Annotated in this window: 27 protein-coding genes and 1 pseudogene; 20 read left to right on the top strand and 8 right to left on the bottom strand. The window is 58.5% G+C overall.

All coding sequences use genetic code 11. The annotated features are described in order from the left end of the window. Positions 1 to 2: 2 nt before the first annotated feature. Positions 3 to 1,097, bottom strand: a complete 1,095-nt coding sequence (glcE, locus tag INT39_RS15870; protein ID WP_193074973.1) for a glycolate oxidase subunit GlcE — start codon at positions 1,095 to 1,097, stop codon at positions 3 to 5. Further along, the gene (gene glcD, locus INT39_RS15865) at positions 1,097 to 2,596 is read right to left on the bottom strand and encodes a glycolate oxidase subunit GlcD (RefSeq protein WP_193074972.1); all 1,500 of its coding nucleotides are present in this window, start codon (positions 2,594 to 2,596) and stop codon (positions 1,097 to 1,099) included. The genes glcE and glcD overlap by 1 nt, the downstream gene beginning before the upstream one ends. Positions 2,597 to 2,832: 236 nt before the next feature. On the opposite strand from glcD, the gene glcC reads away from it, so the two are divergent. Further along, positions 2,833 to 3,603 carry a transcriptional regulator GlcC gene (gene glcC / locus INT39_RS15860; RefSeq protein ID WP_193074971.1) on the top strand — a complete coding sequence of 257 codons (771 nt, stop codon included), beginning with the start codon at positions 2,833 to 2,835 and terminating at the stop codon, positions 3,601 to 3,603. A 51-nt stretch (positions 3,604 to 3,654) separates the two neighbouring features. Here glcC and INT39_RS15855 read toward each other — a convergent pair whose 3' ends face one another. Together INT39_RS15855 and glnA are read right to left on the bottom strand one after the other, a co-directional pair. After that, positions 3,655 to 5,373: an L-lactate permease gene (locus INT39_RS15855; protein ID WP_193074970.1), complete on the bottom strand. Its 1,719-nt coding sequence runs from the start codon at positions 5,371 to 5,373 to the stop codon at positions 3,655 to 3,657. 373 nt (positions 5,374 to 5,746) lie between these two features. Then, positions 5,747 to 7,150: a glutamate--ammonia ligase gene (glnA, locus tag INT39_RS15850; protein WP_193074969.1), complete on the bottom strand. Its 1,404-nt coding sequence runs from the start codon at positions 7,148 to 7,150 to the stop codon at positions 5,747 to 5,749. Positions 7,151 to 7,222: 72 nt separating this feature from the next. On the opposite strand from glnA, the gene INT39_RS15845 reads away from it, so the two are divergent. The 13 genes and pseudogenes from INT39_RS15845 to INT39_RS15780 all read left to right on the top strand — a co-directional run bounded on the left by INT39_RS15845 (position 7,223) and on the right by INT39_RS15780 (position 18,115). Continuing rightward, positions 7,223 to 7,447: a hypothetical protein gene (locus INT39_RS15845; protein ID WP_193074968.1), complete on the top strand. Its 225-nt coding sequence runs from the start codon at positions 7,223 to 7,225 to the stop codon at positions 7,445 to 7,447. Between the two features lie 42 nt (positions 7,448 to 7,489). Next, entirely contained in the window at positions 7,490 to 8,944 is a 1,455-nt protein-coding gene (gene thiI / locus INT39_RS15840) for a tRNA uracil 4-sulfurtransferase ThiI (protein WP_193074967.1), read from the top strand. Positions 8,945 to 9,065: 121 nt separating this feature from the next. Beyond that, entirely contained in the window at positions 9,066 to 10,877 is a 1,812-nt protein-coding gene (gene typA / locus INT39_RS15835; RefSeq protein ID WP_193074966.1) for a translational GTPase TypA, read from the top strand. Between the two features lie 157 nt (positions 10,878 to 11,034). Continuing rightward, on the top strand, positions 11,035 to 12,240 hold the full coding sequence (locus INT39_RS15830) for an ISL3 family transposase (protein WP_193074965.1): 1,206 nt from the start codon (positions 11,035 to 11,037) through the stop codon (positions 12,238 to 12,240). A gap of 272 nt (positions 12,241 to 12,512) precedes the next feature. After that, entirely contained in the window at positions 12,513 to 12,932 is a 420-nt protein-coding gene (locus INT39_RS15825) for a VOC family protein (protein WP_193074964.1), read from the top strand. A gap of 94 nt (positions 12,933 to 13,026) precedes the next feature. Continuing rightward, positions 13,027 to 13,683 (top strand): glutathione S-transferase family protein, encoded by a 657-nt coding sequence (locus INT39_RS15820; RefSeq protein WP_193074963.1) that lies wholly within the window; start codon positions 13,027 to 13,029, stop codon positions 13,681 to 13,683. A gap of 40 nt (positions 13,684 to 13,723) precedes the next feature. Then, positions 13,724 to 14,014, top strand: a pseudogene (locus INT39_RS15815) (anthrone oxygenase family protein); the annotation flags it as partial. A gap of 100 nt (positions 14,015 to 14,114) precedes the next feature. Then, entirely contained in the window at positions 14,115 to 14,423 is a 309-nt protein-coding gene (locus INT39_RS15810; RefSeq protein WP_193074961.1) for a putative quinol monooxygenase, read from the top strand. A 73-nt stretch (positions 14,424 to 14,496) separates the two neighbouring features. Further along, on the top strand, positions 14,497 to 15,192 hold the full coding sequence (locus INT39_RS15805) for a class I SAM-dependent methyltransferase (RefSeq protein ID WP_193074960.1): 696 nt from the start codon (positions 14,497 to 14,499) through the stop codon (positions 15,190 to 15,192). 138 nt (positions 15,193 to 15,330) lie between these two features. Further along, the gene (locus tag INT39_RS15800) at positions 15,331 to 15,960 is read left to right on the top strand and encodes an NAD-dependent dehydratase (RefSeq protein ID WP_193074959.1); all 630 of its coding nucleotides are present in this window, start codon (positions 15,331 to 15,333) and stop codon (positions 15,958 to 15,960) included. 200 nt (positions 15,961 to 16,160) lie between these two features. Beyond that, on the top strand, positions 16,161 to 17,024 hold the full coding sequence (locus tag INT39_RS15795) for a sensor domain-containing diguanylate cyclase (RefSeq protein WP_193074958.1): 864 nt from the start codon (positions 16,161 to 16,163) through the stop codon (positions 17,022 to 17,024). 212 nt (positions 17,025 to 17,236) lie between these two features. Continuing rightward, on the top strand, positions 17,237 to 17,776 hold the full coding sequence (locus tag INT39_RS15785; RefSeq protein WP_226944831.1) for a hypothetical protein: 540 nt from the start codon (positions 17,237 to 17,239) through the stop codon (positions 17,774 to 17,776). 51 nt (positions 17,777 to 17,827) lie between these two features. Then, positions 17,828 to 18,115, top strand: a complete 288-nt coding sequence (locus INT39_RS15780; RefSeq protein WP_193074957.1) for a putative quinol monooxygenase — start codon at positions 17,828 to 17,830, stop codon at positions 18,113 to 18,115. A gap of 32 nt (positions 18,116 to 18,147) precedes the next feature. Here INT39_RS15780 and INT39_RS15775 read toward each other — a convergent pair whose 3' ends face one another. Continuing rightward, positions 18,148 to 18,909: a slipin family protein gene (locus INT39_RS15775; protein WP_193074956.1), complete on the bottom strand. Its 762-nt coding sequence runs from the start codon at positions 18,907 to 18,909 to the stop codon at positions 18,148 to 18,150. Positions 18,910 to 18,926: 17 nt separating this feature from the next. Continuing rightward, positions 18,927 to 20,360: a nodulation protein NfeD gene (locus INT39_RS15770; RefSeq protein WP_319021372.1), complete on the bottom strand. Its 1,434-nt coding sequence runs from the start codon at positions 20,358 to 20,360 to the stop codon at positions 18,927 to 18,929. 317 nt (positions 20,361 to 20,677) lie between these two features. On the opposite strand from INT39_RS15770, the gene INT39_RS15765 reads away from it, so the two are divergent. The 3 genes from INT39_RS15765 (at position 20,678) to INT39_RS15755 (ending at position 22,192) form a co-directional block, all read left to right on the top strand. Beyond that, positions 20,678 to 21,094: a VOC family protein gene (locus INT39_RS15765; RefSeq protein ID WP_193074955.1), complete on the top strand. Its 417-nt coding sequence runs from the start codon at positions 20,678 to 20,680 to the stop codon at positions 21,092 to 21,094. 132 nt (positions 21,095 to 21,226) lie between these two features. Continuing rightward, the gene (locus INT39_RS15760; protein ID WP_226944830.1) at positions 21,227 to 21,622 is read left to right on the top strand and encodes a hypothetical protein; all 396 of its coding nucleotides are present in this window, start codon (positions 21,227 to 21,229) and stop codon (positions 21,620 to 21,622) included. Between the two features lie 162 nt (positions 21,623 to 21,784). Beyond that, positions 21,785 to 22,192 (top strand): GFA family protein, encoded by a 408-nt coding sequence (locus INT39_RS15755; RefSeq protein WP_193074954.1) that lies wholly within the window; start codon positions 21,785 to 21,787, stop codon positions 22,190 to 22,192. On the opposite strand, the gene INT39_RS15750 is transcribed toward INT39_RS15755, so the two are convergent. Together INT39_RS15750 and INT39_RS15745 are read right to left on the bottom strand one after the other, a co-directional pair. After that, positions 22,143 to 23,375 (bottom strand): multidrug effflux MFS transporter, encoded by a 1,233-nt coding sequence (locus INT39_RS15750; RefSeq protein WP_193074953.1) that lies wholly within the window; start codon positions 23,373 to 23,375, stop codon positions 22,143 to 22,145. The genes INT39_RS15755 and INT39_RS15750 overlap by 50 nt on opposite strands. Before the next feature lie 28 nt (positions 23,376 to 23,403). Further along, positions 23,404 to 23,967, bottom strand: coding sequence for a TetR/AcrR family transcriptional regulator (locus INT39_RS15745; RefSeq protein ID WP_193074952.1), 564 nt, complete (start codon positions 23,965 to 23,967; stop codon positions 23,404 to 23,406). 120 nt (positions 23,968 to 24,087) lie between these two features. Here INT39_RS15745 and INT39_RS15740 point away from each other — a divergent pair, with 120 nt between their 5' ends. Genes INT39_RS15740 through INT39_RS15730 form a run of 3 tightly spaced genes read left to right on the top strand, consistent with a single transcriptional unit; the run spans position 24,088 to position 25,844 of the window. After that, positions 24,088 to 24,678 (top strand): 2-hydroxychromene-2-carboxylate isomerase, encoded by a 591-nt coding sequence (locus tag INT39_RS15740; RefSeq protein WP_193074951.1) that lies wholly within the window; start codon positions 24,088 to 24,090, stop codon positions 24,676 to 24,678. Then, positions 24,678 to 25,376 (top strand): SDR family NAD(P)-dependent oxidoreductase, encoded by a 699-nt coding sequence (locus tag INT39_RS15735; RefSeq protein ID WP_193074950.1) that lies wholly within the window; start codon positions 24,678 to 24,680, stop codon positions 25,374 to 25,376. The genes INT39_RS15740 and INT39_RS15735 overlap by 1 nt, the downstream gene beginning before the upstream one ends. A gap of 12 nt (positions 25,377 to 25,388) precedes the next feature. Next, positions 25,389 to 25,844 carry a PaaI family thioesterase gene (locus INT39_RS15730; protein ID WP_193074949.1) on the top strand — a complete coding sequence of 152 codons (456 nt, stop codon included), beginning with the start codon at positions 25,389 to 25,391 and terminating at the stop codon, positions 25,842 to 25,844. The last annotated feature ends 34 nt before the right edge of the window (positions 25,845 to 25,878 follow it).

Genomic DNA, 25,878 nt, shown 5'->3' with positions numbered 1-25,878 from the left:
TCTCAGAGCCCGGAATACATCCGGCCGGGGTTGAACAGGCCCTGAGGATCGAGCTGCTTTTTCAGTTGACGGTGATAACGCTGCAGCAGCGGTGCCAAGGGCTGGAACGGACTGTCCGTTACACCGCCGCTATGGCAGGTGGCATGACCGCCATGGCGGCTGGCCAGCGCCTGAACTTCCTCGGCAGCGGCGTCGCTTTTCAGCCATCGCTGGGCGCCGGCCCAATCCAGCAGTACGTCGCCTGACAGGTCCAGCATCGGCGTCAGCGGTGGCAAGGACAGACGCCACAGTGGGCGAGGGTCTTGGAAAAACGCCAGTTGCTGCTCATTGAGCAGGGTCCAGAAATCCGCTTCCAGTTCACTGCCACCGATACGGTCGGCAGCCGAACGCACCGAACCTATGCCGCCTTCCAGGCGCAGGTGCAGATGGCCATCCAGATAAGCGGCGGCGGTGATCGGAATTGGCTGCTGGCCCCAGTCGGCCAGCTTCAACAAGGCCTTCTCGGCGGGCAGTTCCAGGCGCAGGTGATGGGTGCTTACCGGTTTGGGCAGTACCTTCAGGGACACCTCGGTGAGTACCCCGAGCTGGCCGAAACTGGCCGCCATCAGGCGGGACAGGTCGTAGCCGGCAACGTTCTTCATGACTTCGCCGCCAAAACGCAGCAGCTTGCCGTGGCCGGTGATGACCCGGGTGCCAAGCACCAGGTCACGTACCGCACCGGACCAAGGCCGGCGCGGGCCCGACAGGCCGGCAGCGATCATGCCGCCGACGGTCGCCTGGCCGTTGAAGGTGGGCGGCTCGCAGGTCAGCATCTGGCCCTGTTCTTCCAGGGCTGCGAACAACTCGACCAGCGGCGTACCGCTGCGCACGGTTACCACCAGTTCGGTGGGGTCGTAATTGACGATGCCGCTGTGACCGCGGGTATCCAGTACCTGGCCGTCAACCGGACGACCGAGGAAGGACTTGCTGTTGGCGCCCTGAATGGCCAGGGGCGTGTTGCTGTGCAGGGCATCGAGCACCTGCTGCTGCAATTGCTGTTCGCTGGCTGACGCGGCGCGTTCGCCAGGGCGATGGGCGTGTTCGTGTTGAGCCGACATCAGAAGCGCTCCAGTTCAGGGAAGGGCAGTTCGCCATTATGGATATGCATGGCACCGAATTCGGCGCAGCGGTTCAGCGTGGGAATGTTCTTGCCCGGGTTGAGCAGCCCATCGGGATCGAACGCAGCCTTCACGGCATGGAAGGTCAGCAGCTCGTCATCGTTGAATTGCGAGCACATCTGGTTGATCTTCTCGCGACCCACACCGTGTTCACCGGTGATGGAGCCACCGACCGCAACGCACAGCTCAAGAATCTTGCCGCCGACTGCTTCGGCGCGTTCCAGCTCACCTTCCTGGTTGGCATCGAACAGGATCAGCGGGTGCATATTGCCGTCGCCGGCGTGGAATACGTTGGCCACGCGCAGGCCATACTCGGCGGACAGGTCGGCAATGCCTTGCAGCACCTTGGGCAGCTCGCGGCGCGGAATGGTGCCGTCCATGCAGTAGTAGTCCGGCGAGATACGACCCACCGCGGGGAAGGCATTCTTGCGGCCGGCCCAGAACAGCGCCCGCTCGGTGTCGTCCTTCGCCTGGCTGATGGCGGTCGCGCCGCTGTTCTCCAGGACCTGGCGGACCCGCTCGCATTCATCGGCGACGTCGGCTTCGACGCCATCCAGTTCGCACAGCAAGATGGCTTCGGCGTCCACCGGATAACCGGCGTGGATGAAGTCCTCAGCGGCGCGGATGGCCAGGTTGTCCATCATTTCCAGGCCGCCGGGGATGATGCCGGCGGAGATGATGTCCCCGACCGCCTTGCCGGCCTTGCCGACGTCATCGAAGCTGGCCATCAAGACCTTGGCTACCTGCGGACGTGGCAGCAGCTTGACGGTGACCTCGACGACGATGCCGAGCATGCCTTCGGAGCCGGTGAACAGTGCCATCAGGTCGAAACCGGGGGTGTCCAGGGCGTCGGAGCCGAGCGTCATGCGTTCGCCCTCGACCGTAACGATTTCCAGCTTCAGCAGGTTGTGCACGGTCAGGCCGTACTTCAGGCAGTGCACGCCGCCGGCATTTTCGGCGACGTTGCCGCCAATAGAACAGGCAATCTGCGAAGAGGGGTCAGGGGCGTAATACAGCTGGTGCGGTGCTGCGGCCTCGGAAATCGCCAGGTTGCGCACGCCGGGCTGGACTCGGGCGAAGCGACCTTCAGGGTTGACCTCAAGGATAGTCTTCAGTCGCGCGAGTACCAGCAGCACGCCGCCTTCCAGCGGCAGGGCGCCACCGGACAGGCCAGTGCCGGCACCGCGGGCGACAACAGGTACCTGGCGCTGGTGGCAGATCTTCATGAAGGTCTCGACCTGCTCAACGGTCTCGGGCAGCACCACCAGCAGCGGCATGACACGATAGGCTGACAGCCCATCGCACTCGTAGGGCTGCAGGTCTTCACGCTCGTGCAGCAGTTCCAGATCAGGCAGTGTCTGGCGTAGCTCGTTTATCAGTCCCGCCTTGTCCACGGTGGGCAGAGGGCCGTCGAGCTTTTCATCATAGAGAAGGTTCACGGATATCACCTGTTTCCTGTCGATGGTCTGAGGACCAGCTTATGGTCCCGAATACTGCTGCTTTGGGCGGCAGACGTCCAGCCTAAAGCTCGGTGGTCTGACCAGTTTCTTTCGGCTTTATTGGGGTTTATAAATACGTAAGTGCTGGAGATACAGGCGCTCACAAAATTATAGTGGATTTGTAATTTCGTCATCTCTACTCTGGTATGACCAGTTTTACCAAGAAAGGTGAGGTCATGGTTGAAGGTGCTTCGGAGCGTCGCCAGGTCGGCGATGTGGTTGCAGACCGTATCGAGAAGCTGATAGCGGATGGTGTATTGAAAATGGGGCAGATGTTGCCTTCCGAGCGACAGCAGTGCGAGAAGCTGGGTATTTCTCGCAGCGCTCTGCGTGAGGGGTTGAAAGTGCTGCGGGGCAGGGGATTGATCAAGACGTCTCAAGGGCGTGGTTCCTATGTTGCCAGTCTGATGGGCAACCGGGACGAAACGCCGATGATGCATCTGTTCAACAACCACCCGCGGACACTGTTCGATTTGCTGGAGGTGCGGGCGCTGCTCGAAGGTGAGTCGGCACGATTGGCGGCTCTGCGTGGAACCGATGCGGACTTCGTGCTGATCCAGCGACGTTACGATGAGATGGTCGCGGCCCATACCAGCGGACCGGTTCAGGATCCGGAAGCTCTGGCGCAACTGGACCACGCGTTTCATCTGGCGATCTGTGATGCGTCGCATAACCCGGTGCTGGCGCATACCCTGCAGTCGCTGACCAAACTGCTGCTCAGCTCGGTATTTGCCTCGGTACAGAATCTGTACCACCGGCCGCCCCACAAACGGCAGCTGGATCGTCAGCATGCACGGCTCTATCACGCAGTGATGGAGCGGTTGCCGACCCAGGCCAAGCGGGCTGCGGTGGATCATATTCATAGTATTCGCGACAACCTCCGGGATATCGAGAACGAGGGTCAGCGTCTGGAACGCGCGACCATGCGGCTGGAAGGCTGGCAATAAAAATGGGCGGTACACGCAAGATGTACCGCCCATTCTTTACCACCCCGAGGATCAGCTTCCCGTGGTGGTAATCCCCGCCGCACTCAGCGGATCACTGACACCAAACACGTAGATCGCCAGCATGGTCAGCAGGCCGGCGAAGATCACGTAGTAGAGCGTCGGCAGCAGCGTCTTGCGCAGCGTGATGCCCTCGCGACCCAGCAGGCCAACAGTGGCCGATGCCGCAACCACGTTGTGAATGGCGATCATGTTACCCGCCGCTGCACCTACCGATTGGCCAGCCACGATCATGGCGCCAGAGATGCCCAGCAGCTCAGCCGTATTGAACTGGAACTGCGACAGCATCAGGTTGGAAGCGGTGTTGGAGCCGGCGATGAAGGCACCCAGCGCGCCGACAGTGGGCGCGAACAGCGGGTAGACATCACCCACGGCGTTGGCGACGGCATTGGCCATGGCCACCGGCATGGAGGGCAGGTCGGACAGGTTGACCCCCGAGTTGATCAGGATTCGCACCATGGGGATGGTGAAGATCAGCACGAAGCCGGCGCCGATGATGGTGTTGGTAGACTCGCCCAGCGAGCGTCTGAACTCGGTGAACGACATGCGATGCACCATGGCGGTGACCAGCACCACGAACACCAGGATGCCACCAGGCAGATACAGCGGCTCCAGGCTGGCGGACAGACCCGCTTCACCCATGATGTTGGTGAACTTGAAACTCAGGCTGTTGAGCAGACCCTTGAGGGTATCGTTGGTGCGCGACAGCACCAGCGTCGCAGCCAGCAGTACATAGGGCAGCCAGGCCATCCAGATGGCGATCGGGCGCTTGCCGGCCACGTCATCCAGCTTCATTTCGACACTGCCCATCCAGTCGGCGGGCCAGTCCTTCGGATCAGCGAAGTCCCAGTTCTCCTTGGGCATCAGGAAGCCAGCCTTGGCGGCAGGTACCACGATGGCCAGGCCGACCAGGCCACCAATGATGGACGGGAACTCCGGACCGAGAAACACACCGGCCAGCGCATAGGGAACGGAGAAGCACACCGCGGCAAACAGAGCGAAGGGAGCAACCGCCAGGCCTTCTTTCCAGGAGCGGTTCGCACCGAAGAAGCGGGTCAGGATCATGACCATGATCAGCGGCATCAGCAGGCCGATCAGGGCGTGCATGATGGCGACCTTGGAAACGATCAGCTGGAAGAAGGTCGGCCAGTCAGACCCGACAGTGGCCAGGCTGGCGCCGATACCGGCTTGATCCAGGCCAGCGCCGACACCGACGATCATCGGTGTGCCCACCGCGCCGAAGGACACCGGCGAGGACTGCACGATCATGCCGACCACCACAGCGGCAACGGCTGGGAAGCCCAGCGCTACCATCAGCGGTGCGGCGACCGCAGCGGGGGTACCGAAGCCGGAAGCGCCTTCAATGAAGCAGCCGAACAGCCAGGTAACGATGATTGCCTGCACGCGGCGATCCGGGCTGATGCCCGAGAAACCCTTGCGGATGGCCAGGATGCCGCCTGAATGCTTGAGTGTATTGAGCAGCAGAATCGCGCCGAAGATGATCCACAGGATGGAGGCCGTCAGTACCAGACCCTGAAGGCTGGAAGCGACGACTCGAATCAGCGTCATGTCCCATGCGAGCAGAGCGATAGCAACGGTTACGAAGAAGACGACTGGCATTGCATATTTCGCCGGCCAGCGGAACCCGACCAACAGGACCCCCGCCAGAACCAGAGGAAAGAATGCAAGTAGAGACAAAAGCGTTTGGCTCATCTGGATTTCCCTTATTTTTTTATATGAGGAATGCGCATTGCAAGTGCGACATTAACTCGATCGGTAGAATACTGCTATTACCGGAGGGGCAGGTCCAGATGTTATCTCAGTGGTCGGACCAGTATTTTTATTCACCCAGGCTGAGCGAAGCGCGGTAGTCAATGAATTGCGGGCCTGACTGGGTGGTCATGCTGGCGATCAGCAATTGCCCAGACTGGTCTGACCAGTGGTGTTGTGGAGGTTGGAAATGAACAGCGGGGTGCGGCAAGAAGTCGCAGGGCGAATATCACTGCAGCAAACGACGAGCCCCGTCAGGCCGGGGCTCGTAGAGGATCAGCTGTGGTCCGCAGCAAAACGCCGCAGACCGTCCGAATCAGACACTGTAATACAGGTCGTATTCCAGCGGATGGACGAAGGTGCGTACCTTGAGTTCCTCGGCCGCCTTCAGCTCTAGGAAGGCATCGATAAAGCCATCAGTGAATACGCCGCCTTTGATCAGGAAGGCGCGGTCCGCATCCAGTGCTTCCAGCGCTTCCTTCAGGCTGCCGCACACCTGCGGGATTGCCTTGGCCTCTTCCGGCGGCAAGTCATACAGGTTCTTGTCGGCGGCGTCGCCAGGGTGAATCTTGTTCTGGATGCCATCCAGCCCGGCCATCAGTAGAGCAGCGAAAGCCAGGTAAGGGTTGGCGGCCGGATCCGGGAAACGCGCTTCGATACGGCGGCCTTTCGGGCTGGACACATAGGGAATACGGATCGAGGCCGAGCGGTTGCGGGCCGAGTAGGCCAGCATGACCGGGGCTTCGAAACCGGGAACCAGACGCTTGTAGGAGTTGGTCGACGGGTTGGTGAAGGCATTCAGCGCCTTGCCGTGCTTGATGATGCCGCCGACGAAATACAGCGCTGTCTCGGACAGGCCGGCATAGCCTTCGCCGGAGAAGGTATTCTTGCCGTCCTTGCTGATCGACATGTGTACATGCATGCCGGAGCCGTTATCGCCATACAGCGGTTTGGGCATGAAGGTAGCGGTCTTGCCGTAGGCATCGGCAACATTATGAACTACGTACTTCAGGTTCTGTACTTCGTCAGCCTTGGCGACCAAGGTATTGAACTGCACGCCGATTTCGTTCTGGCCAGCGGTAGCGACTTCATGGTGGTGCACTTCGACGACCTGGCCCATCTCTTCCAGCGCATTACACATGGCGGTGCGGATTTCGTGGTCATGGTCGACCGGCGGCACCGGCATGTAACCACCCTTGAGCGCTGGACGGTGACCCTTGTTACCGGTCTCGAAAGAGGCATCGGTGTTCCATGAGGCCTGTTCGGAGTAGATTTTGAACATGGAGCCGGAGACGTCAGACTTGAACTTAACTTCGTCAAAAATGAAGAACTCGGGTTCCGGGCCGAAGAAGGCGGTGTCGCCGATGCCGGTGGACTTCAGGTATTCCTCAGCCAGCCGAGCAATGCTGCGCGGGTCGCGCTCATAGCGCTGCATGGTGGTGGGCTCGATGATGTCACAGACCAGGATCAGGGTCGGCTCTTCGGTGAACGGATCCAGCACGGCGGTGCTGTCATCGGGCATGAGGATCATGTCGGACGCTTCGATACCTTTCCAGCCAGCGATAGAGGAGCCATCGAACATCTTGCCCTCGTCGAAGAACTCCTCGTTGACGTCGCGGGCCGGCATGGTGATATGTTGTTGCTTGCCTTTGGTGTCGGTGAAGCGCAGGTCAACCCACTTCACATCAAATTCGTTGATCAGTTGAATCGCTTTCGACATGTTCTTCTCCAGAAGGAATCATTTTCCAGGTAACGACCTGGCGCCTGTCTACACTGTTCGTGCGGAGCCTGAATGCACTCCGCGGTGGTTCGAGCTGTCCGTAACCGAAGCAGCAAAAGCTGTGCCACTATCGCCAAGCCGCTGAAAACCCTGCTGCAGCGCGGTCGACCGATCGCCGTGGGGAATGGGCAGCATTATCGCGCACTTAATGGGTGCGTGGAACAGTTGTCGCGCACCATATTGATGCGCCGGTCGGTTTTTCATGGTGCAAGCACGGTGACGCCAGCGCAGGTATAATGCCCCGCTTTTGCGCCACTCACCCATATCGACCTGCCAATTATGAAACTGATCATCAAGTTCTTCCCCGAAATCACCATCAAATCCCGCCAGGTACGCAAGCGCTTCGTTCAGCAGCTGAAAAAGAATCTGCGGGTTTTGCTGCCACAGATCGATCCGGGGGTCCGTATCACTGGTGATTGGGACAGTCTTGAACTCAGTGTGACGGACGATCCTGCTTTGCAGGCACGGATCATTGAGCGTTTACGCAACACACCCGGTATCGCCCACTTCAATGAGGTGCACGAATACCCGCTCGGCACGCTGGATGAGCTGGCGCAGCTATGCGTTGACTGCTTCGGCGCTGAGCTGAAGGGCAAGATCTTTGCCGTGCGCTGCAAGCGGGTGGGCCATCACCCGTTCACCTCGACCGACGTCAATCGTTTGGTTGGCAGCCGATTGATGGAGCAGACCGGTGCGCTCGGCGTCTCTCTGCGTGAACCGCAGGTCCAGGTGCAGCTGGAGATTCGCAATCAACGGGTATTCCTGATTCAGGCGCGGCATGAGGGGATGGGTGGTTTTCCGCTGGGTACCATGGAGCCGGTCTTGAGCCTGATGTCCGGCGGTTTCGACTCCACCGTAGCCAGTTATCAGATGTTGCAGCGCGGTCTGCTGCCGCATTTCGTCTTCTTCAACCTTGGCGGTCGTGCCCACGAGCTGGGCGTGCGTCAGGTTGCGCACCATCTGTGGGAGCGTTACGCCGCCAGTCATCGCCTGCGCTTCATCAGTGTGCCGTTCGAGGGCGTGGTGGCGGACATTCTGGAGAATGTGGAAAACAGCCAGATGGGTGTGGTGCTCAAGCGCATGATGCTGCGCGCGGCCAACCGCGTCGCGTTTCGCCGTGGCTACCAGGCGTTGGTAACCGGCGAGGCCATTGCCCAGGTGTCCAGCCAGACGCTGCCGAATCTGTCGGTCATCGACCAGGCCAGCGAGCTGTTGGTGTTGCGTCCGCTCATCACTACCAGCAAGACCGAGATCATCAGGACTGCCCGGCGCATCGGTACCGAAGCCTTCTCCGCCAGCATGCCCGAGTATTGCGGGGTGATTTCAGTCAGCCCGGACATTCACACCAATCCGGCCAAGGTCGCCGCAGCCGAAGCCGGATTCAATTTCGCTCTGCTGGACGACGCTGTGCTGCAAGCCACCCATACCGACTGCTGCGATCTGGAGCTGGACATGGAAGGCTCCGAGGTGGAAGTGGTACAGCAGGCGCTGGCCGGGCAGGTAGTATTGGATATACGCCCGCCGGACGAGCAGGAAGCGCGCCCGCTGATGCTTGAAGGTATCGAGGTGCAGGCCGTGCCTTTCTACCGATTGAACAGCCATTTTGCCGAGCTGAACCCCGGGCGGGCCTATCTTCTGTACTGCGAAAAGGGTGTAATGAGTCAACTGCATGCCCAGTATCTGCTTGATCGCGGGCATGACAACGTAAGAGTTCTGCGTCTGTCGACCCCATGAATCTACCGGCGGTCGCGCAATTTCGTTCAAAAAACATACACTGTCATCTCAGTGTCTGTATAATGCCGAACTCATTTTTTCAGTCAGCCGGCTGTTTGCCGCGCAATTCAGGACCTCCACAGTGATCGAGAATCTCCGAAACATAGCCATTATTGCCCACGTCGACCACGGCAAGACCACGTTGGTGGATAAGCTGCTGCGTCTGTCCGGCACGCTGGACCGCAAGGAGCTCGAGAACGAGCGCGTAATGGACAGCAACGACCAGGAAAAGGAACGTGGTATCACCATCCTGGCCAAGAACACCGCGCTGAAGTGGAAAGACTACGACATCAACATCGTCGACACCCCCGGCCACGCCGACTTCGGTGGTGAGGTTGAGCGCGTGATGAGCATGGTTGACTGCGTACTGCTGGTAGTCGACTCCATCGACGGCCCCATGCCGCAGACCCGCTTCGTGACTCAGAAAGCCTTCCAGGCCGGCCTGAACCCGATCGTGGTCGTGAACAAGATCGACCGTCCGGGTGCTCGCCCTGATTGGGTTGTTGACCAGATCTTCGACCTGTTCGACAACCTCGGCGCCACTGAAGAGCAACTGGACTTCCCGATCGTTTACGCCAGCGCCCTGAACGGTATCGCCGGTCTGGATCATGAAAAACTGGAAGACAACATGGACTCGCTGTTCCAGGCCATCGTTGACCATGTGCCGGCGCCGACTGTTGATCCCGAAGGCCCGTTCCAGATGCAGATTTCCCAGCTGGATTACAACAGCTTCCTCGGCGTGATCGGTGTAGGCCGGATCAACCGTGGCAAGGTCAAGACCAACACGCCGGTGATTGCCATCGGCGCCGACGGCAAGAAGCGTCAGGGTCGTATTCTCAAGATCATGGGCCACTCCGGCCTGCAGCGAGTTGAAGTCGAAGAAGCCCAGGCCGGTGACATCGTCTGCGTCAGCGGCATGGACGAGCTGCACATTTCCGACACCCTGTGCGACATGAACAATGTTGAGGCGTTGCCGCCGCTGACCGTGGATGAGCCGACCGTATCCATGACCTTCCAGGTCAACGATTCACCGTTCTGCGGCAAGGATGGCAAGTTTGTTACCAGCCGCAACATCAAGGAGCGGTTGGAAAAGGAACTGCTGCACAACGTTGCTCTGCGCGTTGAAGACGGCGACTCGGCTGACAAGTTCAAGGTCTCCGGCCGTGGCGAACTGCACCTGTCGGTGCTGATCGAAACCATGCGTCGTGAAGGCTTCGAGCTGGCCGTTGGCCGTCCGGAAGTGGTCATCAAGGTGGTTGACGGCGAGAAGCAGGAGCCCTACGAGAATGTCATCATCGACATCGAAGAGCAGCATCAGGGTGCGTTGATGGAACAGATGGGCCTGCGCAAGGGCGATCTGACCAACATGGCACCGGATGGCAAGGGTCGCATCCGTCTGGAATACACCATTCCAGCTCGCGGTCTGATCGGCTTCCGTAACAGCTTCCTGACCATGACTTCCGGTACCGGTATCCTGACTTCGACTTTCAGTCACTACGGACCGATCAAAGGTGGTGATGTTGGCCATCGTCAGAACGGCGTACTGGTCTCCATGGCTACCGGCAAGGCATTGACCTACTCGCTGGAAACCCTGCAGAGCCGCGGCAAGTTGTTCCTCGAGCCAGGCCAGGAAGTGTATGAAGGCCAGCTGGCCGGCATCCACAGCCGTGACACTGACATGGTGATCAACCCCACCAAGGGCAAAAAGCTCGACAACATGCGCGCCTCCGGTAAGGATGAAGTCATCGCCCTGGTACCGCCGATCAAGTTCACTCTGGAACAGGCACTGGAATTCATCGATGACGACGAGCTGGTCGAAGTAACGCCCAAGTCGATCCGTCTGCGCAAGAAGTTCCTGAACGAGACTGACCGCAAGCGCGCCAGCAAAAACTGATCCGCTAGCCAGCAGTTCAAAAGCCCTCGACGGTTAACGCCTCGGGGGCTTTTTTATGGTTCATCGCGGATTAGCGGGAATTTAGTAGGGACGGCGGACAAGCTGGGTTAAGTTTGGGTCACCACAACACCAACCAGACCCAACTGCCGCCGTCGCTATGGATGCTAAACTTCTTGACCTCTTCTGGGAAGGGTTTGAGCTGGAGAGCCATGAACAGCTCGATGCTCAGAACCTCTGTCTTCGCCTGACACCCAAACCCTCGCAGCCGCCGTTCTGTAGCGGTTGCGGGCAGAGTACACCCCTCATTCACGATGTTAACCGACGCCGGGTGCGCGAGCGCGACCTGTTCGGTTACCGCGTGTGGTTGGATGTCCCGGTGCGGCGGGTACGCTGCCCGCGCTGTGGAACGCGCCGGGAGCAGATTCACTGGCTGGCAGGCCGGCGGGCGCTCACACAAGGCATGGTCGGCTATATCGAATCCCTCGTTCGTCTTTTGCCTATCAAGCAAGTGGCTGAGCTGCTCGGGCTACACTGGCATACTGTCAAGGACATTGATTACCGGCACCTGCAGCGGGAGGTTGTCCCGGCGGATCTGAGCCTTGTGCGCCACCTGGTCATGGACGAGTTTGCCTTGTACAAAGGGCACCGTTACGCGACGGTAGTTATCTGCGCGGATACACAGCAGGTGCTCTGGGTTGGTGAAGGTCGTAGCCGTGAGTCAATACAGCCATTCTTCGAATGGATGGGCGAAGCCGTTTGCCAGCGCATTCAAGCTGTTGCCATGGATATGAACACCGCCATGGATCTGGAAGTGGAGCACCACTGCCCACAGGCCCGTGTCGTCTACGATCTCTTTCATGTGGTGGCCAAGTTTGGCCGGGAAGTCATTGATCGGGTCAGAGTCGATCAGGCAAATCAGCTGCGTCACGACAAGCCGGCTCGGAAGGTGGTCAAGCAAAGTCGTTGGCTGCTGCTTAGAAATCGCGCCAACCTCAAGGAGACCCAGGCTATCAAGCTTGCAGAGCTGCTACAGGCGAACCAGCCACTGATGACGGTTTATCTGTTGAAAGACCAACTGAAAGAGCTCTGGTATGCACCCTCTGAAGCAGAAGCCAAACAACGGTGGGAAGACTGGTTCGGGATGGCTATGAGTAGCGACCTTGCTCCTCTGCAGCAGTTCGCCAGGCGTCTTGCGGGGTATGTCGACGGGATTATTTCCAGCGCCCTCTACCGGATGAACACCAGTGTTCTGGAAGGCATGAACAACAAGATCAAGGTCATCAAACGAATGGCTTACGGTTACCGGGATAACAACTACTTCTTCTTGAAAATCAAAGCAGCGTTTCCCGGTAAAATGCGATGAACCTTTTTTATTCTCCCAAACCATTCCTCACATGCCGCCTGTTCTGCCCCGTAGGAGCTGGGCGATGGCAGCTCTAGTCGCATATGGGTCAGTGCAGCAGCGGCCTATCAAGTCGTTCAGGCAGCAGGGGGAACACGTTTTGTAATCGGATCACTGTCTCGACGAAATGCAGAATATTTTCTCGTTCCTGTCGAAATCACGACTTCCTGTTCGACTACCAGAAGACCGCAGCATTGAGCTGTCGCTATTTCAGCAACCTGGAGGAAGTGACAATGTCCCGAATGATTTTCGTGAACCTGCCCGTCATTGATCTCGATGCATCGATGGCGTTCTACAAGTCCATCGGCTTTGAGAATAACCCGCATTTCACTGACGATACGGCTGCGTGCATGGTCTGGAGCGAGACGATCAATGTCATGCTGCTCACGCATGCCAAGTGGCGCACCTTTACCCGTCGTCCAATTCCACCAACAACATCCAGCGAAGTGATGCTGGCCCTGTCGTGCGACAGTCGCGAGGCTGTCGATGCGATGAACGAGACGGCTGCGGCAAATGGTGGGACTGCTGATATCAATCCCGTTCAGGATCTTGGTTTTATGTATAACCGTAACCTCGCTGATCCCGACGGCCACGTCTGGGAGGCAATGTGGATGGACCCGGCGGCGATACCGCCGAAAGATTCAACAACCTGAAGTGAACGCGCATAGCATCGTGCTCCAGCCGGCCGCTTTACGTTAGGCCGCACGAGCCAGTGCGTTCGCTCCCTCAATCAACTGGAGTCTTCCAATGATTCCGACCATTACAGCCTTTGAGAGCTCACCGGATGAGGGGCAGGGACTGGCGCGTGACATGCGCGTTCGCTGGGCGCTCGAGGAAGTGGGCCAGCTTTACGACGTTCGACTTGTTTCGTTCAAAGCGATGAAGGAACCCGCGCATCGTAAACTTCATCCTTTTGGCCAGATTCCGACCTATGAAGAAGGCGATCTTGTTCTGTTTGAGTCGGGGGCGATCATATTTCATATCGCCGAACGCCATGCGGGCTTGCTGCCGAAGGACGCGAATGCGCGGGCGCGAGCGATCACCTGGATGTTTGCCGCGCTCAATACCGTGGAGCCGCCGATCGTTGAGTGCGAGCAAGTTCTTTACCAAGAGCACGACAAGCCTTGGTACGAGGAGCGTCTGCCTATGATTGAGGATCGCGTTCGCGCGCGGTTGAACGATCTCTCCATCCGGCTAGGGGAGGCCGACTGGCTCGACGGTGCATTCAGCGGCGGCGACCTCTTGATGGTGCTGGTGCTGCGGAGGTTGGAAGGAACGGGTATTTTGGAGGGATATCCGAACCTCTCCACCTATGTCGCTCGCGGTGAAGCGCGGCCCGCCTACAAACGTGCATTTGACGCTCAATTGGCAGTTTTTACCAGTAAGCAGCCCGGTCGATTGTAAGGTGCGTTAGGCGCTATGTGCCAATTGCTACGTAGGAGAGTCGATGATGATTGAAGGTGTAGTTCTTCTCGCCTTCGTTGCGTTCTTCCCATGGACGGCTTCGCGCTCGCCGTTACTGATCTCCGCCAGCGCCTTGTATGTCCTGGGGTCATTCTTTGTTACCGTGGGCTTTAACGTACCCATGAACAATCGGCTGGGGCGCCTGGATGCGGAATCAGCGGAGGCTGCTGCATATTGGCCCCAGTATGTCCGTCAGTGGGTGCGATGGAATCACGTACGCACTCTTGCCTCAGCCGCGTCCTGCGCCTGTAGCGCTCTGGCGTTGGGGTAGTGAGCGAGACCAGGGTGGCAAAGGCTTAACCGAGAGCTGCAGCCGACCGCAACTGCGTTCAGGCGTTTGGACTCTTACGTAACATCATCGCGAGGTTCCAATGACATCTTTCGCACTTATCGTTAAGCATCAAACCCAGCCCGGGAAGCGAGATGAAGTCCGTAAGGTCTGGGAAAAGCACATGGCGCCGGCCATAGCCGCCAACCTGGGGCATACCGCGTACTTTTACTGCTTCGACAATGCTGACCCGGATTCAATTAGCGCTTTCCAGCAATACGCCAGTGCTGAGGCATCACAGGCGTTCCTGAAGACTGACAGTTATGCGGCTTATCTCAAGGATGTTGAGCCGCTTCTGGCTGGCCCTCCGCAGGTCACGGCACTGACGCCGGTATGGTCCAAAGAGGCCTGACAATTCAATCAAGCCGGCTCCGCTACGCAGGCCGGCTTAACTCAGACGTTAGGTGCAATAAACGGAGAGCGAGATGCGTCAAGACGAAATAAAAGCGCTTTTTGATCAACAAGCTGCAAGCTATGACGCGCAGTGGGCGAAAACGGCACCGATCCGAAACTGCCTGCATCTGCTTCTTGGGTCGATGTTCGCTGAGCTTCCTGAAGATGCACATATTCTATGCGTTGGAGTGGGAACGGGTGACGAGCTGATCTACCTTGCGTCTCAGCATCCTGGTTGGACTTTTGCTGCTGTCGAACCATCCGGTCCCATGCTTGATATCTGTAGGCAAAGAACCGAGGAAGGAGGCGTTGCATCTCGCTGCGTTTTTTATGAAGGTTACCTCGACTCACTTCCCACTATCGAGAAGTATGACGCTGCAACCTGTTTCCTGGTCTCTCAGTTTATTCTGGAAGAACATGAACGCTCCAGGTTTTTCAGCGAAATTGCTGCCAGGCTCCGGCCTGACGGGGTTCTTGCAAGCTCCGACCTGGCATCAGATGTTGCATCGCCAGAATACGAGGTGTTGCTTCGTGCTTGGATAAATATGATGTCCGCAGCGGATATTTCACCTGAGGCGGTGGAGCGCATGCGCAAAGCTTACGCCAATGATGTTGGTGTTCTACCTCCGGCCAAGGTTGCGTCGATCATTGAGTCTGGAGGGTTCGAGCTTCCTGTTCAGTTTTTTCAGTCTGGATTAATTCATGCGTGGCTCTCAAAACGAGCCTGAAACAATGTTGCTTAACCAGGCAATGCATGGGGCTAGCGCGTGATTGCGGCGTGAGATGTCATGATGAATTATGGTGACTGAAGAAGAATACCCGGACGGTTCTATATCACGCGGCTGAGCTGGGCTGGAGAATCTTGAATGAAGTTATTGTTGGTAGGGGCAAGCGGTTTGGTCGGCAGTCATGTGCTGCAACGGGCACTGGCCGATGAGCGTATCAGCGAGGTGGTGGCACCTTCGCGTCGCGCGCTGGATGAGCACCCGAAGCTGTTCGCGCCCTTGATTGATTTCGAGCAACTCCCGGCAGATGCGCCCTGGTGGCAAGCCGATGCGGTGATATGCACCCTTGGCACAACCATGAAGCTGGCTGGATCCAGGGAAGCATTCAGGCGCGTGGACTATGACTATCCCCTGGCGGTGGCGAAACTCGCCCGACAGCACGGTACACCGACTTATGCTCTCAACTCTGCGGTGGGCGCCGATGCGACTTCGCGCTTTTTCTATAACCGGGTCAAAGGGGAATTGGAGCGTGATCTGGCCGGCTGTGGTTTCACTTCGGTCACCCATGTGAGACCGGGCTTGATCAGCGGCCCACGTCAGGCGTTTCGGGCAGGAGAGCGGACGGGGGAGTGGGTACTGAAAGCCCTTGGCCCGCTTTTGCCCCGGAACTGGCGCGTTAACCCGGCTGATAATATTGCCCTGGCCTTGCTGGAGGCGGCTATTGCCGCGCAGCCGGGTGTGCACGTTATCCGGTCAGGGGCGTTGGCTTGAGCGCTCCCGCAGGATCTCCACCCCGGATATGGGCGTTGTGGGTCGAGTTGGGTTTGCCATGGAAATGATGGTTATACTGGCCATATGGTATTATTATTTCTGGATCAGCGAGGACAGCGTCGGCCAGGAAGTGAACGCGGTAATCAATCCGTTCCCGTTATTCAATAAATCGAGATATGTGAAGCGGACTCCCCTGACCTATGCCCGTTGACCTGCAAGCGCTCTACCCGAAGCTGATCAATTTGATTATGGACACTGTCTTCGTGGTTGATAGGGGCGACCAGATTGTATTTGTGAGTAATGCCTGTGAGCAGCTGCTCGGTTATAGCGCTGATGAGTTGATGGGCACATTGATCACAGACTATATGCATCCTGAAGACCTGGCGGCCACACGAGCCTCTATTGTCCGGGTCATGAATGCTCAGCCCCACGTTGATTTTTACAACCGTTATATCCGCAAGGATGGAGGTGTCGCACACATCCTGTGGTCTGCGCGATGGTCCGAGGAGGTGGGTGCGCGGATCGGTGTTGCGCGGGATGTGACGGCCCTAAGGCAGGCCGAGGCGAAATTGCGCTTCCTCGCCCATCATGATCCGCTGACAGAATTGACAAATCGGTCGCTGTTCAATGAGCGACTGGACTCGGCCTTGCGATCGGCACGCCGCCACCAGGCCACTCTGGCTTTGCTGTTTCTGGATATCAATGACTTCAAGAGAATCAATGATACCCACGGCCATGCGGCGGGCGATCGTGTGCTCTGTGTGGTTGCACGACGGCTGGAAGGCTGCTTACGTGAAACGGACACGGTGGCCCGCATGGGTGGGGACGAGTTCACTGTTCTTTTGACGGATATTCAGTCGGAAGATGCTGTTTCCAGCAAAGTAGAACAGATTCTCAAGGCCATGGCCGAGCCGCTGGGTGCTGAGTTCGGCGAAATCAGAATGCCGTCCTGCAGTATTGGCGTGGCCTGTTATCCTGCGGACGGGGAGGATGCTGATAGTCTGCTCAGCCACGCGGATGGAGAGATGTACCGGATAAAAAGACATTGTTCGGTCGCGGGGTGACAAGCCTGCCGGCCATCTGTTGTAGATATCCTTTGCAACTCTTCGGCACACCTCGCGGGTTTGGGCGAAGAGCAGACGTTTAGGCCCAACATCATCAAAACGTAGCGGTGAACCATCTTCAAAACCCTCCCTGAACCGCTATTGCGCATGGTCGTAGTGCATGAGCTGGCACAGCTGCGCGTGAAGGAACACCACAAGGCCTTATCCTGGCTTTGCGGTATCCGGCATGCACCAAGTTGCTTGGTCAGGTCGACCGGATCAGGGTCGAAACTCAGGAAGCCGGCATGCGCATCATCAACAAGATCGGACCGCTGGACAATCCTGCCGACCGGGATCACTGCCTGCAATACATGATTGCCATTCCGTTGATGTACGGGGAGCTGACGGCGGAGCACTATGAGGACGCTGTGGCTGTCGATCCGCGCATCGATGTACTGCGCGGCAAGATGGAGATGGTTGAGAACGCAGCTTTCAGCAAGGATTACTTCGATCCGGCCAAGCGTTCCATCGGCAACGCTATCCAGGTTTTTTTCAAGGACGGCGGCAAGACCGAGCGGGTCGCGGTCGAATATCCGCTTGGCCACCGCCGCCGCCGGGCTGAGGGGATTCCGCTATTGCTGGAGAAGTGCGAGGCGGCCGTGGCCGGCCATTTCGGGCCGAAGCAGGCGGCGGCGATCCTTGCCGCCTGCGATAGTCAGCAGGCGCTGGAGGAGATGCCGGTGAACGAGTTCATGGATTTGTGGTACTTGTGACTCAGTGTGATAGCGTGGCTGGACGAGAAGGGATAACGGACATAAAACTACATGCTTAAAGTAATTGCTCAGGACTTCATCAAGCCGGAATGTATCGAGAAGGTCATGCCTCTGTATCGGGAGCTGGTAGCAAAGACCAAAGAAGAACCGCTGTGCCTGGCCTATGATCTTTTCATTGACCAGAAGGACCCTGGGCATTTCATATTTATAGAGGAATGGCCTGATCGCGCGGCTTTGGACGCGCACTGCAATACTGAGCATTTCAAGAGGTTGGTGCCGCTGATTAACCGGCACCAAAGGTCACCTGGCACTGTTCTGCTTATGGATTCATTCGAGTGACTCGCGCCAAAGCCTGACGTTAGCCATCCTCCTCAGGAGCCTTGCTCATGGCTCTTGATCAGGTTGTGAATCAGATCTATCGGCAACGGGAAAATGATCGTGGAGGCGTTGCTGGTACTCATATCCGCCAATGTCTGCAAATAGCGCAGTTGCATCGCCCCTGGTTCACTGGACATGATCCGCGCCGCTTCGACCAGTTTTTCCGAGGCCTGTAACTCACCTTCGGCATGAATCACCTTGGCGCGGCGTTCTCGCTCAGCTTCGGCCTGACGGGCAATGGCGCGCACCATCGACTCGTTAAGATCCACATGCTTGATCTCGACGTTCGCCACCTTGATGCCCCACTCGTCAGTCTGGGCATCCAGAATCTCCTGGATATCCGAGTTGAGCTTGTCCCGTTCGGAGAGCATTTCGTCGAGGTCGTGCTTGCCGAGCACCGAGCGCAGTGTAGTTTGTGCCAACTGGCTGGTCGCATCGGCGAAATTCTCGACTCGAATGATTGCCCGCTCCGGATCAACCACGCGATAGTAGAGAACCGCGTTGACTCGCACGGTCACGTTGTCCTTGGATATGACGTCCTGGGCGGGAATATCCAGCGCAACCACCCGAAGATCTACCCGTACCATCTGCTGGATGCCGGGAAGAATGAAGATCAGACCGGGGCCCTTGACGCCCTGAAAGCGACCGAGAAAGAACACGACCCCGCGCTGGTACTCGGGCAGAATCCGGATGGCCGAGGCTAGAATGATAAACAGCAGAAACAGCGGGACCAGATAGGATGCGAGCTCGAACATGATGGATCCTCCCGAAATTATGGGTTGCGTTTGTCATGGATGGGTTTGAGATGCAGCAACAGGCCCTCCACTTTCTCGATAAGAACCGGTTGCCCAGCCTGGACAGGATGATCAGACACGGCGTTCCAGCGTTCGCCGCTGACTTGCACGTGGCCGCGGTAACGCCCTTGCCGAGCGCCTGCCCACAGTTGGAAGTCGTCGGCAGCGATACCGTCTTGCCCTACCATATTGTCGACCCCACTGGTTGCCGGCAGGCGCCGCAGACGGACAATTCGGGTCAGGACCCACAGCATGAAGCCGGCAGCGACGGCAGCGATTCCCCCAATCATTGGTAGCGACACCTGCTGGTGCGTACCGTCCATCAGAATCACCGAGCCGAAAATGAACGCAATGATCCCGCCAACACCGAGAATACCGAAGCTGGGGGCGAATGCTTCAGCCATGATCAGTGCCAGCCCGAGTATGATCAGCGCCAACCCGGCATAGTTGACCGACAGGATCTGGAACGCGAACAGAGCCAGGATAAGACATACCGCGCCGAGAATGCCCGGGAACAATTGTCCGGGGTTCGACAGCTCGAAAATGATCCCGTAAAAACCGATGATCATCAGAAAGAAAGCGATGTTGGGATTGGTGATAACTGACAGCAGCCGGGTCCGCCAGTTCGGATCCACCTGCTTGATCGTCAGGTTGGCGGTCTCAAGGGTCTGGTTACCCGACGTCATCACCACGCTACGGCCATTGATCTGTTGCAGCAGATCCTCGACATCAGTGGCGACAACATCCACGATGTTGCGCTCCAGCGCTTGCTGCGCGTTCAGATTGACCGCTTCGCGCACCGCTTCTTCCGCCCAGTCGGCGTTGCGGCCATGGCGTTCAGCCAGGCTGCGGATGTAGGCAACCGAATCCTCCAGTACCTTGCGCTCCATCGCAGTGTTACCCCGCCGGGGTTCACCTTTATTCTCCTTGGCATCTGGGTCAGATGCCGGCTCCGGCTTGTCGGCGCCCGGCATTGGGCTTATCTGCACGGGGGTAGCCGATCCCAGATGCGTAGCTGGCGTCATTGCGGCAATGTGGCTGCCATACAGGATGTAGGTGCCGGCACTGGCCGCACGAGCACCGGCGGGCGTCACGTACGTGGCTACGGGTACGGGCGAGGCCAGGATGTCCCGGATGATCATGCGCATGGATTCCATGAGGCCTCCCGGAGTATCCATGCGGATGACCACCAAGGCTGCCTGCTCTTCTTCCGCCTGCTCGATACCCCGTGCCACATAGTCCATCGTCGCCGGGCCGATAGCGCCTTCAACCGTGAGCACGATGGCACTGTGTTGGCTCTGCTGGGCCTGCGTGCCGGTCGTCAGAGTGACCAGCAAGAAGAGTATGCTCACGCCGACAAGACTGGCGGTGAAGGCAAGTATGCTGCGGCTGTCAGGGAGGTAAGTAGGCACTGGCAGTAGCTCCCCGCTGAGTAGTGGGAGGTATTCATTTCAGCCTAGCAGATCATCCGGAATACGCTCGAAAACGACGTGACGTTCGCCCCGTTGCTCAGTGGACACGCACCGAGACTCCCGTTTAGCCCGGAGTGAAAAAGCGCGTGGCCGGATCACTTTCTCGACGAAGTGCGAGAATATTGTCTCGTTCCTGTCGAAATCGCGTCTTCCTGTTCGACTACCAGACGACCGCGCATTGCTGTTGCTATTTCAGCAGCTTGGAGGAAGTGAACAATGTCTCGACCGTTTTACGTTACATCAGAGGAGGGTTCTGCATGAATCCAAGGATCAGCATGATTACCCTGGGCGTCAGGGATTTGAAAGAGTCGGCTCACTTCTATGAGCAGGGGCTTGGTCTTCCGAGGATGGACTCACCGCCAGAGGTAGCGTTCTTTACGCTCAATGGCAGTTGGCTCGGACTATATGGCCGCGAAGCGTTGGCGGAAGATGTGGGAGTACCTTCGGCTGGCAGCGGCTTTGCCGGTTTCACAATTGCGCATAATGTGGATTCGGAAGCGGCCGTGGACGAACTCATGGAACAGGCCGTTTCAGCAGGGGCTAAACTGGTGAAACCTGCTCAGAAGGTGTTTTGGGGTGGTTACTCCGGATACTTTGCCGATCCCGACGGCTATCTTTGGGAGATCGCGCACAATCCCCTCTTTTGGGTCGGCCCGAAGGATGAAGATGTATAAACAGGACATGCAGCCGACGCTAGGCGGTACAGGAGGTTTTCTCGATGATAATCGGCATCACCATCACCTGAGCAAGTCATGGAAAGTGAAGGTCTCAAGTAGTTCGCAGATGGTGCAGGGGATAGATCAGCTATGAAAACTCATAAACCGCTTTCATCGAAAAAACCACCAGCGCCCGGTGAGAATCATCAACTCATCGATGACTGGATTGCCGATGCCAGGCCTGCCCTGACCCCGCTCCTCAAGGCGCTGGATAAGCAGATCGGTATGCTGCTGGATGAGCCACGCTACGCCGTTAAATGGAGCAAGGCGTATTACGGTTCGGCCGGTCGGGGCTGGTGTATCGAACTCGCGGCTTATGATGTCTCTTTCAATATCGTTTTCCTCAATGGCAGCCGGCTCGATGCACCGCCGGAGCTTGGGGATGAAACGCGTTACGTGAAAATCAGGCGTTCTGAAGAGCTGGAATCTGCTCAGCTGCAGGCGTGGATCAAGCAGTCATGCAATATGCCGGGCTGGGCATGGTGACGGCTTCCGATCTGGCCATATTGGGTGTTGGCAGTGCATTCTTGAGATTAGTGATAGGTCTCGCTGCATACCATCTACGGATGCTGGGTCGCCGGCACCTGAACCATGGCGCCGATACCGATGCGCCGTCGAAACCCTGAGTCATCAACACCGGAGATATCCATGTACACAGGCCATTGCCAATGCGGCGGAGTGCGCTTCCAAATTGTGGGTGAGCTTGAGCCGATTCAGGTCTGCCATTGCTCCCAGTGCAGGCGAGCACAAGGCACGCCCTTCGCGAGCAATATCCCGGTGCAGGAAAGTGCCTTCACCCTGCTCAGCGGTGCGGAGCTGCTCAAGTCCTTCGAGTCATCCCCCGGTAAGCATCGGGTGTTCTGCAGTCATTGCGGATCACCGCTGTACAGCACCAAGGATGGTATGCCGGGTGTGCTGCGCATCCGTGCCGGCTTGCTGAGCGAGCCGCTGGCTACATCGCCTGGTGCGCATATCTATGTGGGTTCAAAAACCAACTGGTGGCCGATCAATGATGACCTTCCGCAGTTCGAGACCGGTTTTGTTCGACCGGAATAAACAGCACCAGCGCCAGAGCTGAGGCAGCAAATAGCACGATAGCCAATGCCAGTGCGGGGGTGACCGGTAAGGCGGCGACGAGGGTGGTGCCGATAGCGGCGCAGCTCATTTGCAGAAAGCCGAGCAGTGCCGAGGCCAGTCCGGCCTGTTTACCAAAGGGCTGGAGGGCGATGGCGGTGCCCAGTGGGTTGATCAGCCCCATGCCGAAGAGATAAAGCACGATGGCTATGGTGAGGGTGAGCAGGCTCGGTGCGGCGGCGAAAACGAATAGAGCAAGCCCTCCGGCCAGCGCAATGCTGATGCCGAGCAGACCGGTGCGGTACTGGCCCCAACGACGGGCCAGGCGTGGGGCGAGCAGGCCGGCGCCCATGACGATGAACACCGTGGCGGCAAAGAACACACCCAACTCCAGGGCGCTGAAGCCGAGGCCGTTCATCAGTACGGCAGGGGCGGCGGCGAAGAAGGTATACAGCCCGCCGATCACCAGACTTACGGTAAGGGCGGGCAGTACGAACCGAGCGTCCATTGCCAGGCGGCGATAGGCGCTGGCTACGGTGGTAGCTGTCAGCGCAGTGCGATTAGCGGGAGGGTGGGTTTCGCGGATGCCGCTCCAGTAATGCAGAGCCAACACGGCGGCGAACAGGGCCAGCATGATAAAGATGATCTGCCAGCCGAACAGGCTGTGAATAGCGCCGCCCACCAATGGCGAAAAGCCCGGTGCGGCTGACATGGCGATCATCACCAGAGCTAGCGCCCGGGCCAGGGCTTCGCCGTCAAACAGATCCCGGGCGATGGCCCGCGACAGCACGACAGCGGCGCAGGCACCCAGGGCTTGAACCACCCGACCAACAATCATGAAGCTGAGGCTGTCGGCCAGCGCGCAGAGGAGGCTGCCGAGGGCAAAGGTCGCCAGCCCTCCCAGCACCAACCATTGCCGACCGAAGCGATCCGAGAGCGGCCCGACCAGCAGTTGCCCGAAGGCGAAGGCGATAAAGAAGCTGCTGAGGGTCAGCGCCAGATCCTGGGTTGATACGCCGAGGTCGGCGCCAATATGCGGAAAGGCGGGAAGAATGATATTGGTCGCCAGCGCGCCCAGCGCCGCCAGCCCGGCGAGCAGAAACAGGGTGCTGCCGGTGAGCGCTCTTGTCTGGTTGGCGCTGCTGGTTGCTGAAAGCGTGGGCATGTTTTTCTCTTTGTTATTCAGATGGGGTTCAGGCGCTGCTGCCCTGGTTATTGGCCGCATCAATCCAGGCCCGTGTCTGCTCCAGCAGCTCGTCAGACAGGGCCGGATCGTCACAGGCACGGGCGAAGACCAAAGCGCCGACCATGGCGGCCAGATTACCGATGGCTGCCTGTCGCGCATCGGCGACGCCCTTGTCATGTAGGGCGCTGGTCATGCGTTCGACCTGTCCGCGTAGCCCGTCCGTTATAGCTGTCCGGGCTTCGGGTGTCTGGCGCAAGGTCTCGGCAGCCAGGCCCGCCAGTGGGCAGCCTCCAGACACATTTTCGCGGTGGCGCGGCGACAGATAGGCCTTGATGTAAGCATCGATATCCAACCCTCTTCCGGGCGTGGATTCACAAGCGGTGGCCAGGGCGCAGGCGATCAACTCATCCTTGGAGCGGAAGTGCCCATAGAACCCGCCGTGGGTCAGGCCCGCCGCGTTCATCACCTCAGCCACGCTGACCGCTTCGAACCCCTTGGCGCGAAACAGCCGGCTGGCGGCATCCAGAATTTTGAGCCGGTTCTCGGCCATCTGTTCTCGACTGACCCTCACTTGATCCTTCTCCTGTGGTGGTTGACTTTTACATGATGGTCATCATAATCGAAAACGCATACATGACAAGCATCATGTATAAAGCGTGCCGATAAATTGAATAACAGAGCAGGAACCGCCATGACTTCACCGCTGGAGTTTTTCTTTGATTTTCGCAGTCCCTACAGTTACCTGGCATACAGTCAGCTTCACGAGTTGAACGCCGAGATTGTTCTGCGGCCGATGTCAGTGCTGAAGGTGATGGATGCAGTCGGTAACGTGCCGACGACCCTGGTGTGCGCCGTAAAGGGCCGCTATGCCCGGGCCGACCTGGTTCGCTGGGCGCAGCGTTACCAGGTGCCGCTCAATCCCGGGGACATGAAGCGCACGGACGGCGAGGCCTGTTCGCGCGCGGTGCTGGCGGCAGACTCTGTTGAACAGGCGGCGGCCATTACCGGCGCGCTATTTCGTGCCTGCTGGGGTGAGGGTAAGTCGCTGACCTCGGTAGCGGATATTTTGAGTGCGCTGACGGAGGCGGGGATAGATGCGACGACGCTGGGCGCTCGTATTGATGACCCTGCCACGGTGGCGGCGCTGGAGGCCAATACCAAAGAGGCCGCCGCGCGGGGCGTATTCGGCTCGCCGACGATCCTTATCGGCGAAACCATGTTCTTCGGGAATGACCGCCTCGATTTCGTGCGGGAGCACCTTGCGCTTCAGGAGACAAAATAATGCAGGCTGACAATAAGCCCCTGGCTCTGGTAACGGGCGTTGGCCCGGGGACGGGCGCGGCGGTGGCCCGTCGTTTCGCCGCTGGCGGTTACCGCGTCGCCATGTTGGCGCGTAATGCGGATAGGTTGGCTGCCCTGGCAGCAGAGATTCCGGACTCCATTGCCGTGCCCTGTGATGTGACCGATGCGGCTGCGCTTGAGGCGGCGATCTCGCGTATTGGTGCGCCGAAGGTAGTGATCCATAACGCGGTGGGCGGCGCCTTCGGTAACTTCATGGATATCGACCCGGCTGTGTTGCAGCGCAATTTCGACATCAACACCATGGCGCTGCTGCGTCTGGCGCAACTGACCACACCGGCGATGGTGAGCGCGGGCGAAGGGGCGCTGATTGTTACCGGTAATACCTCGGCGCAGCGGGGCAAGGCGGCTTTTGCCGGGTTTGCACCGACCAAGGCGGCGCAGCGGATTCTGGCTGAATCCATCGCCCGCGATCTTGGCCCGAAAGGCGTCCATGTTGCCTATCTGATTGTTGATGCGGTGATCGATGTGCCCTGGCAGCGCGAGCGGTTGCCGGACGCAAAGGATGATTTTTTCATCCATCCCGATGCGATTGCTGATGAGATCTACCACCTGGCCCACCAGCCGCGTGGCGCCTGGTCGTTCCTCGCCGAGGTACGGCCGTTCCATGAACCCTGGTAAGGAGAACAACGAATGAGTAGTAGCGAAACTGCATTGTCATCGGGGCCGGATGGGCTGACCCTGCTTCGGGGGTATGTGGCTTCCGGTCACGCCGCGCCGATGGGGCAGACCCTGGGCTTTTCTCTGGTGGAGGTGGATGAGGGGCATGCGGTGATCGAGGGACGCCCCGATAGCAGTGTGTATAACCCGATGGGCTCGGTGCATGGCGGCTATGCGGCGACCCTGCTCGACAGTGCCTGCGGCTTGGCCGTGCATACACGACTTGCCGCTGGCCAGGGCCACACCACGCTGGAACTCAAGGTGTCCTACCTGCGGGCCATGAGCGAAAACAGCGGGCTGGTGCGGGCGGTGGGGCGGGTAGTGTCCATGGGCCGTCGTGTGGCATTTGCCGAAGCCACGCTGCATGACGGTGATGGCCGCCTGTGTGCTACGGCGACATCGACGTTGTTGGTGTTCGAGTCAGCCTGATCTGGCCGCACTGACGTTCTCGGTCTCGCACTGC

Source organism: Pseudomonas sp. FME51, from assembly GCF_014897305.1.
This window is presented reverse-complemented; position numbering and strand designations above follow the sequence as displayed.

Excerpts from the sequence above, each read along its gene's own strand:
- glcE (WP_193074973.1), bottom strand. The coding sequence starts at position 1,097 with ATGTCGGCTCAACACGAACACGCCCATCGCCCTGGCGAACGCGCCGCG.
- glcC (WP_193074971.1), top strand. The coding sequence starts at position 2,833 with ATGGTTGAAGGTGCTTCGGAGCGTCGCCAGGTCGGCGATGTGGTTGCA.
- INT39_RS15855 (WP_193074970.1), bottom strand. The coding sequence starts at position 5,373 with ATGAGCCAAACGCTTTTGTCTCTACTTGCATTCTTTCCTCTGGTTCTG.
- glnA (WP_193074969.1), bottom strand. The coding sequence starts at position 7,150 with ATGTCGAAAGCGATTCAACTGATCAACGAATTTGATGTGAAGTGGGTT.
- INT39_RS15845 (WP_193074968.1), top strand. The coding sequence starts at position 7,223 with ATGCACTCCGCGGTGGTTCGAGCTGTCCGTAACCGAAGCAGCAAAAGC.
- thiI (WP_193074967.1), top strand. The coding sequence starts at position 7,490 with ATGAAACTGATCATCAAGTTCTTCCCCGAAATCACCATCAAATCCCGC.
- INT39_RS15830 (WP_193074965.1), top strand. The coding sequence starts at position 11,035 with ATGGATGCTAAACTTCTTGACCTCTTCTGGGAAGGGTTTGAGCTGGAG.
- INT39_RS15825 (WP_193074964.1), top strand. The coding sequence starts at position 12,513 with ATGTCCCGAATGATTTTCGTGAACCTGCCCGTCATTGATCTCGATGCA.
- INT39_RS15820 (WP_193074963.1), top strand. The coding sequence starts at position 13,027 with ATGATTCCGACCATTACAGCCTTTGAGAGCTCACCGGATGAGGGGCAG.
- INT39_RS15810 (WP_193074961.1), top strand. The coding sequence starts at position 14,115 with ATGACATCTTTCGCACTTATCGTTAAGCATCAAACCCAGCCCGGGAAG.
- INT39_RS15805 (WP_193074960.1), top strand. The coding sequence starts at position 14,497 with ATGCGTCAAGACGAAATAAAAGCGCTTTTTGATCAACAAGCTGCAAGC.
- INT39_RS15800 (WP_193074959.1), top strand. The coding sequence starts at position 15,331 with ATGAAGTTATTGTTGGTAGGGGCAAGCGGTTTGGTCGGCAGTCATGTG.
- INT39_RS15795 (WP_193074958.1), top strand. The coding sequence starts at position 16,161 with ATGCCCGTTGACCTGCAAGCGCTCTACCCGAAGCTGATCAATTTGATT.
- INT39_RS15780 (WP_193074957.1), top strand. The coding sequence starts at position 17,828 with ATGCTTAAAGTAATTGCTCAGGACTTCATCAAGCCGGAATGTATCGAG.
- INT39_RS15775 (WP_193074956.1), bottom strand. The coding sequence starts at position 18,909 with ATGTTCGAGCTCGCATCCTATCTGGTCCCGCTGTTTCTGCTGTTTATC.
- INT39_RS15765 (WP_193074955.1), top strand. The coding sequence starts at position 20,678 with ATGAATCCAAGGATCAGCATGATTACCCTGGGCGTCAGGGATTTGAAA.
- INT39_RS15760 (WP_226944830.1), top strand. The coding sequence starts at position 21,227 with ATGAAAACTCATAAACCGCTTTCATCGAAAAAACCACCAGCGCCCGGT.
- INT39_RS15755 (WP_193074954.1), top strand. The coding sequence starts at position 21,785 with ATGTACACAGGCCATTGCCAATGCGGCGGAGTGCGCTTCCAAATTGTG.
- INT39_RS15750 (WP_193074953.1), bottom strand. The coding sequence starts at position 23,375 with ATGCCCACGCTTTCAGCAACCAGCAGCGCCAACCAGACAAGAGCGCTC.
- INT39_RS15740 (WP_193074951.1), top strand. The coding sequence starts at position 24,088 with ATGACTTCACCGCTGGAGTTTTTCTTTGATTTTCGCAGTCCCTACAGT.
- INT39_RS15735 (WP_193074950.1), top strand. The coding sequence starts at position 24,678 with ATGCAGGCTGACAATAAGCCCCTGGCTCTGGTAACGGGCGTTGGCCCG.
- INT39_RS15730 (WP_193074949.1), top strand. The coding sequence starts at position 25,389 with ATGAGTAGTAGCGAAACTGCATTGTCATCGGGGCCGGATGGGCTGACC.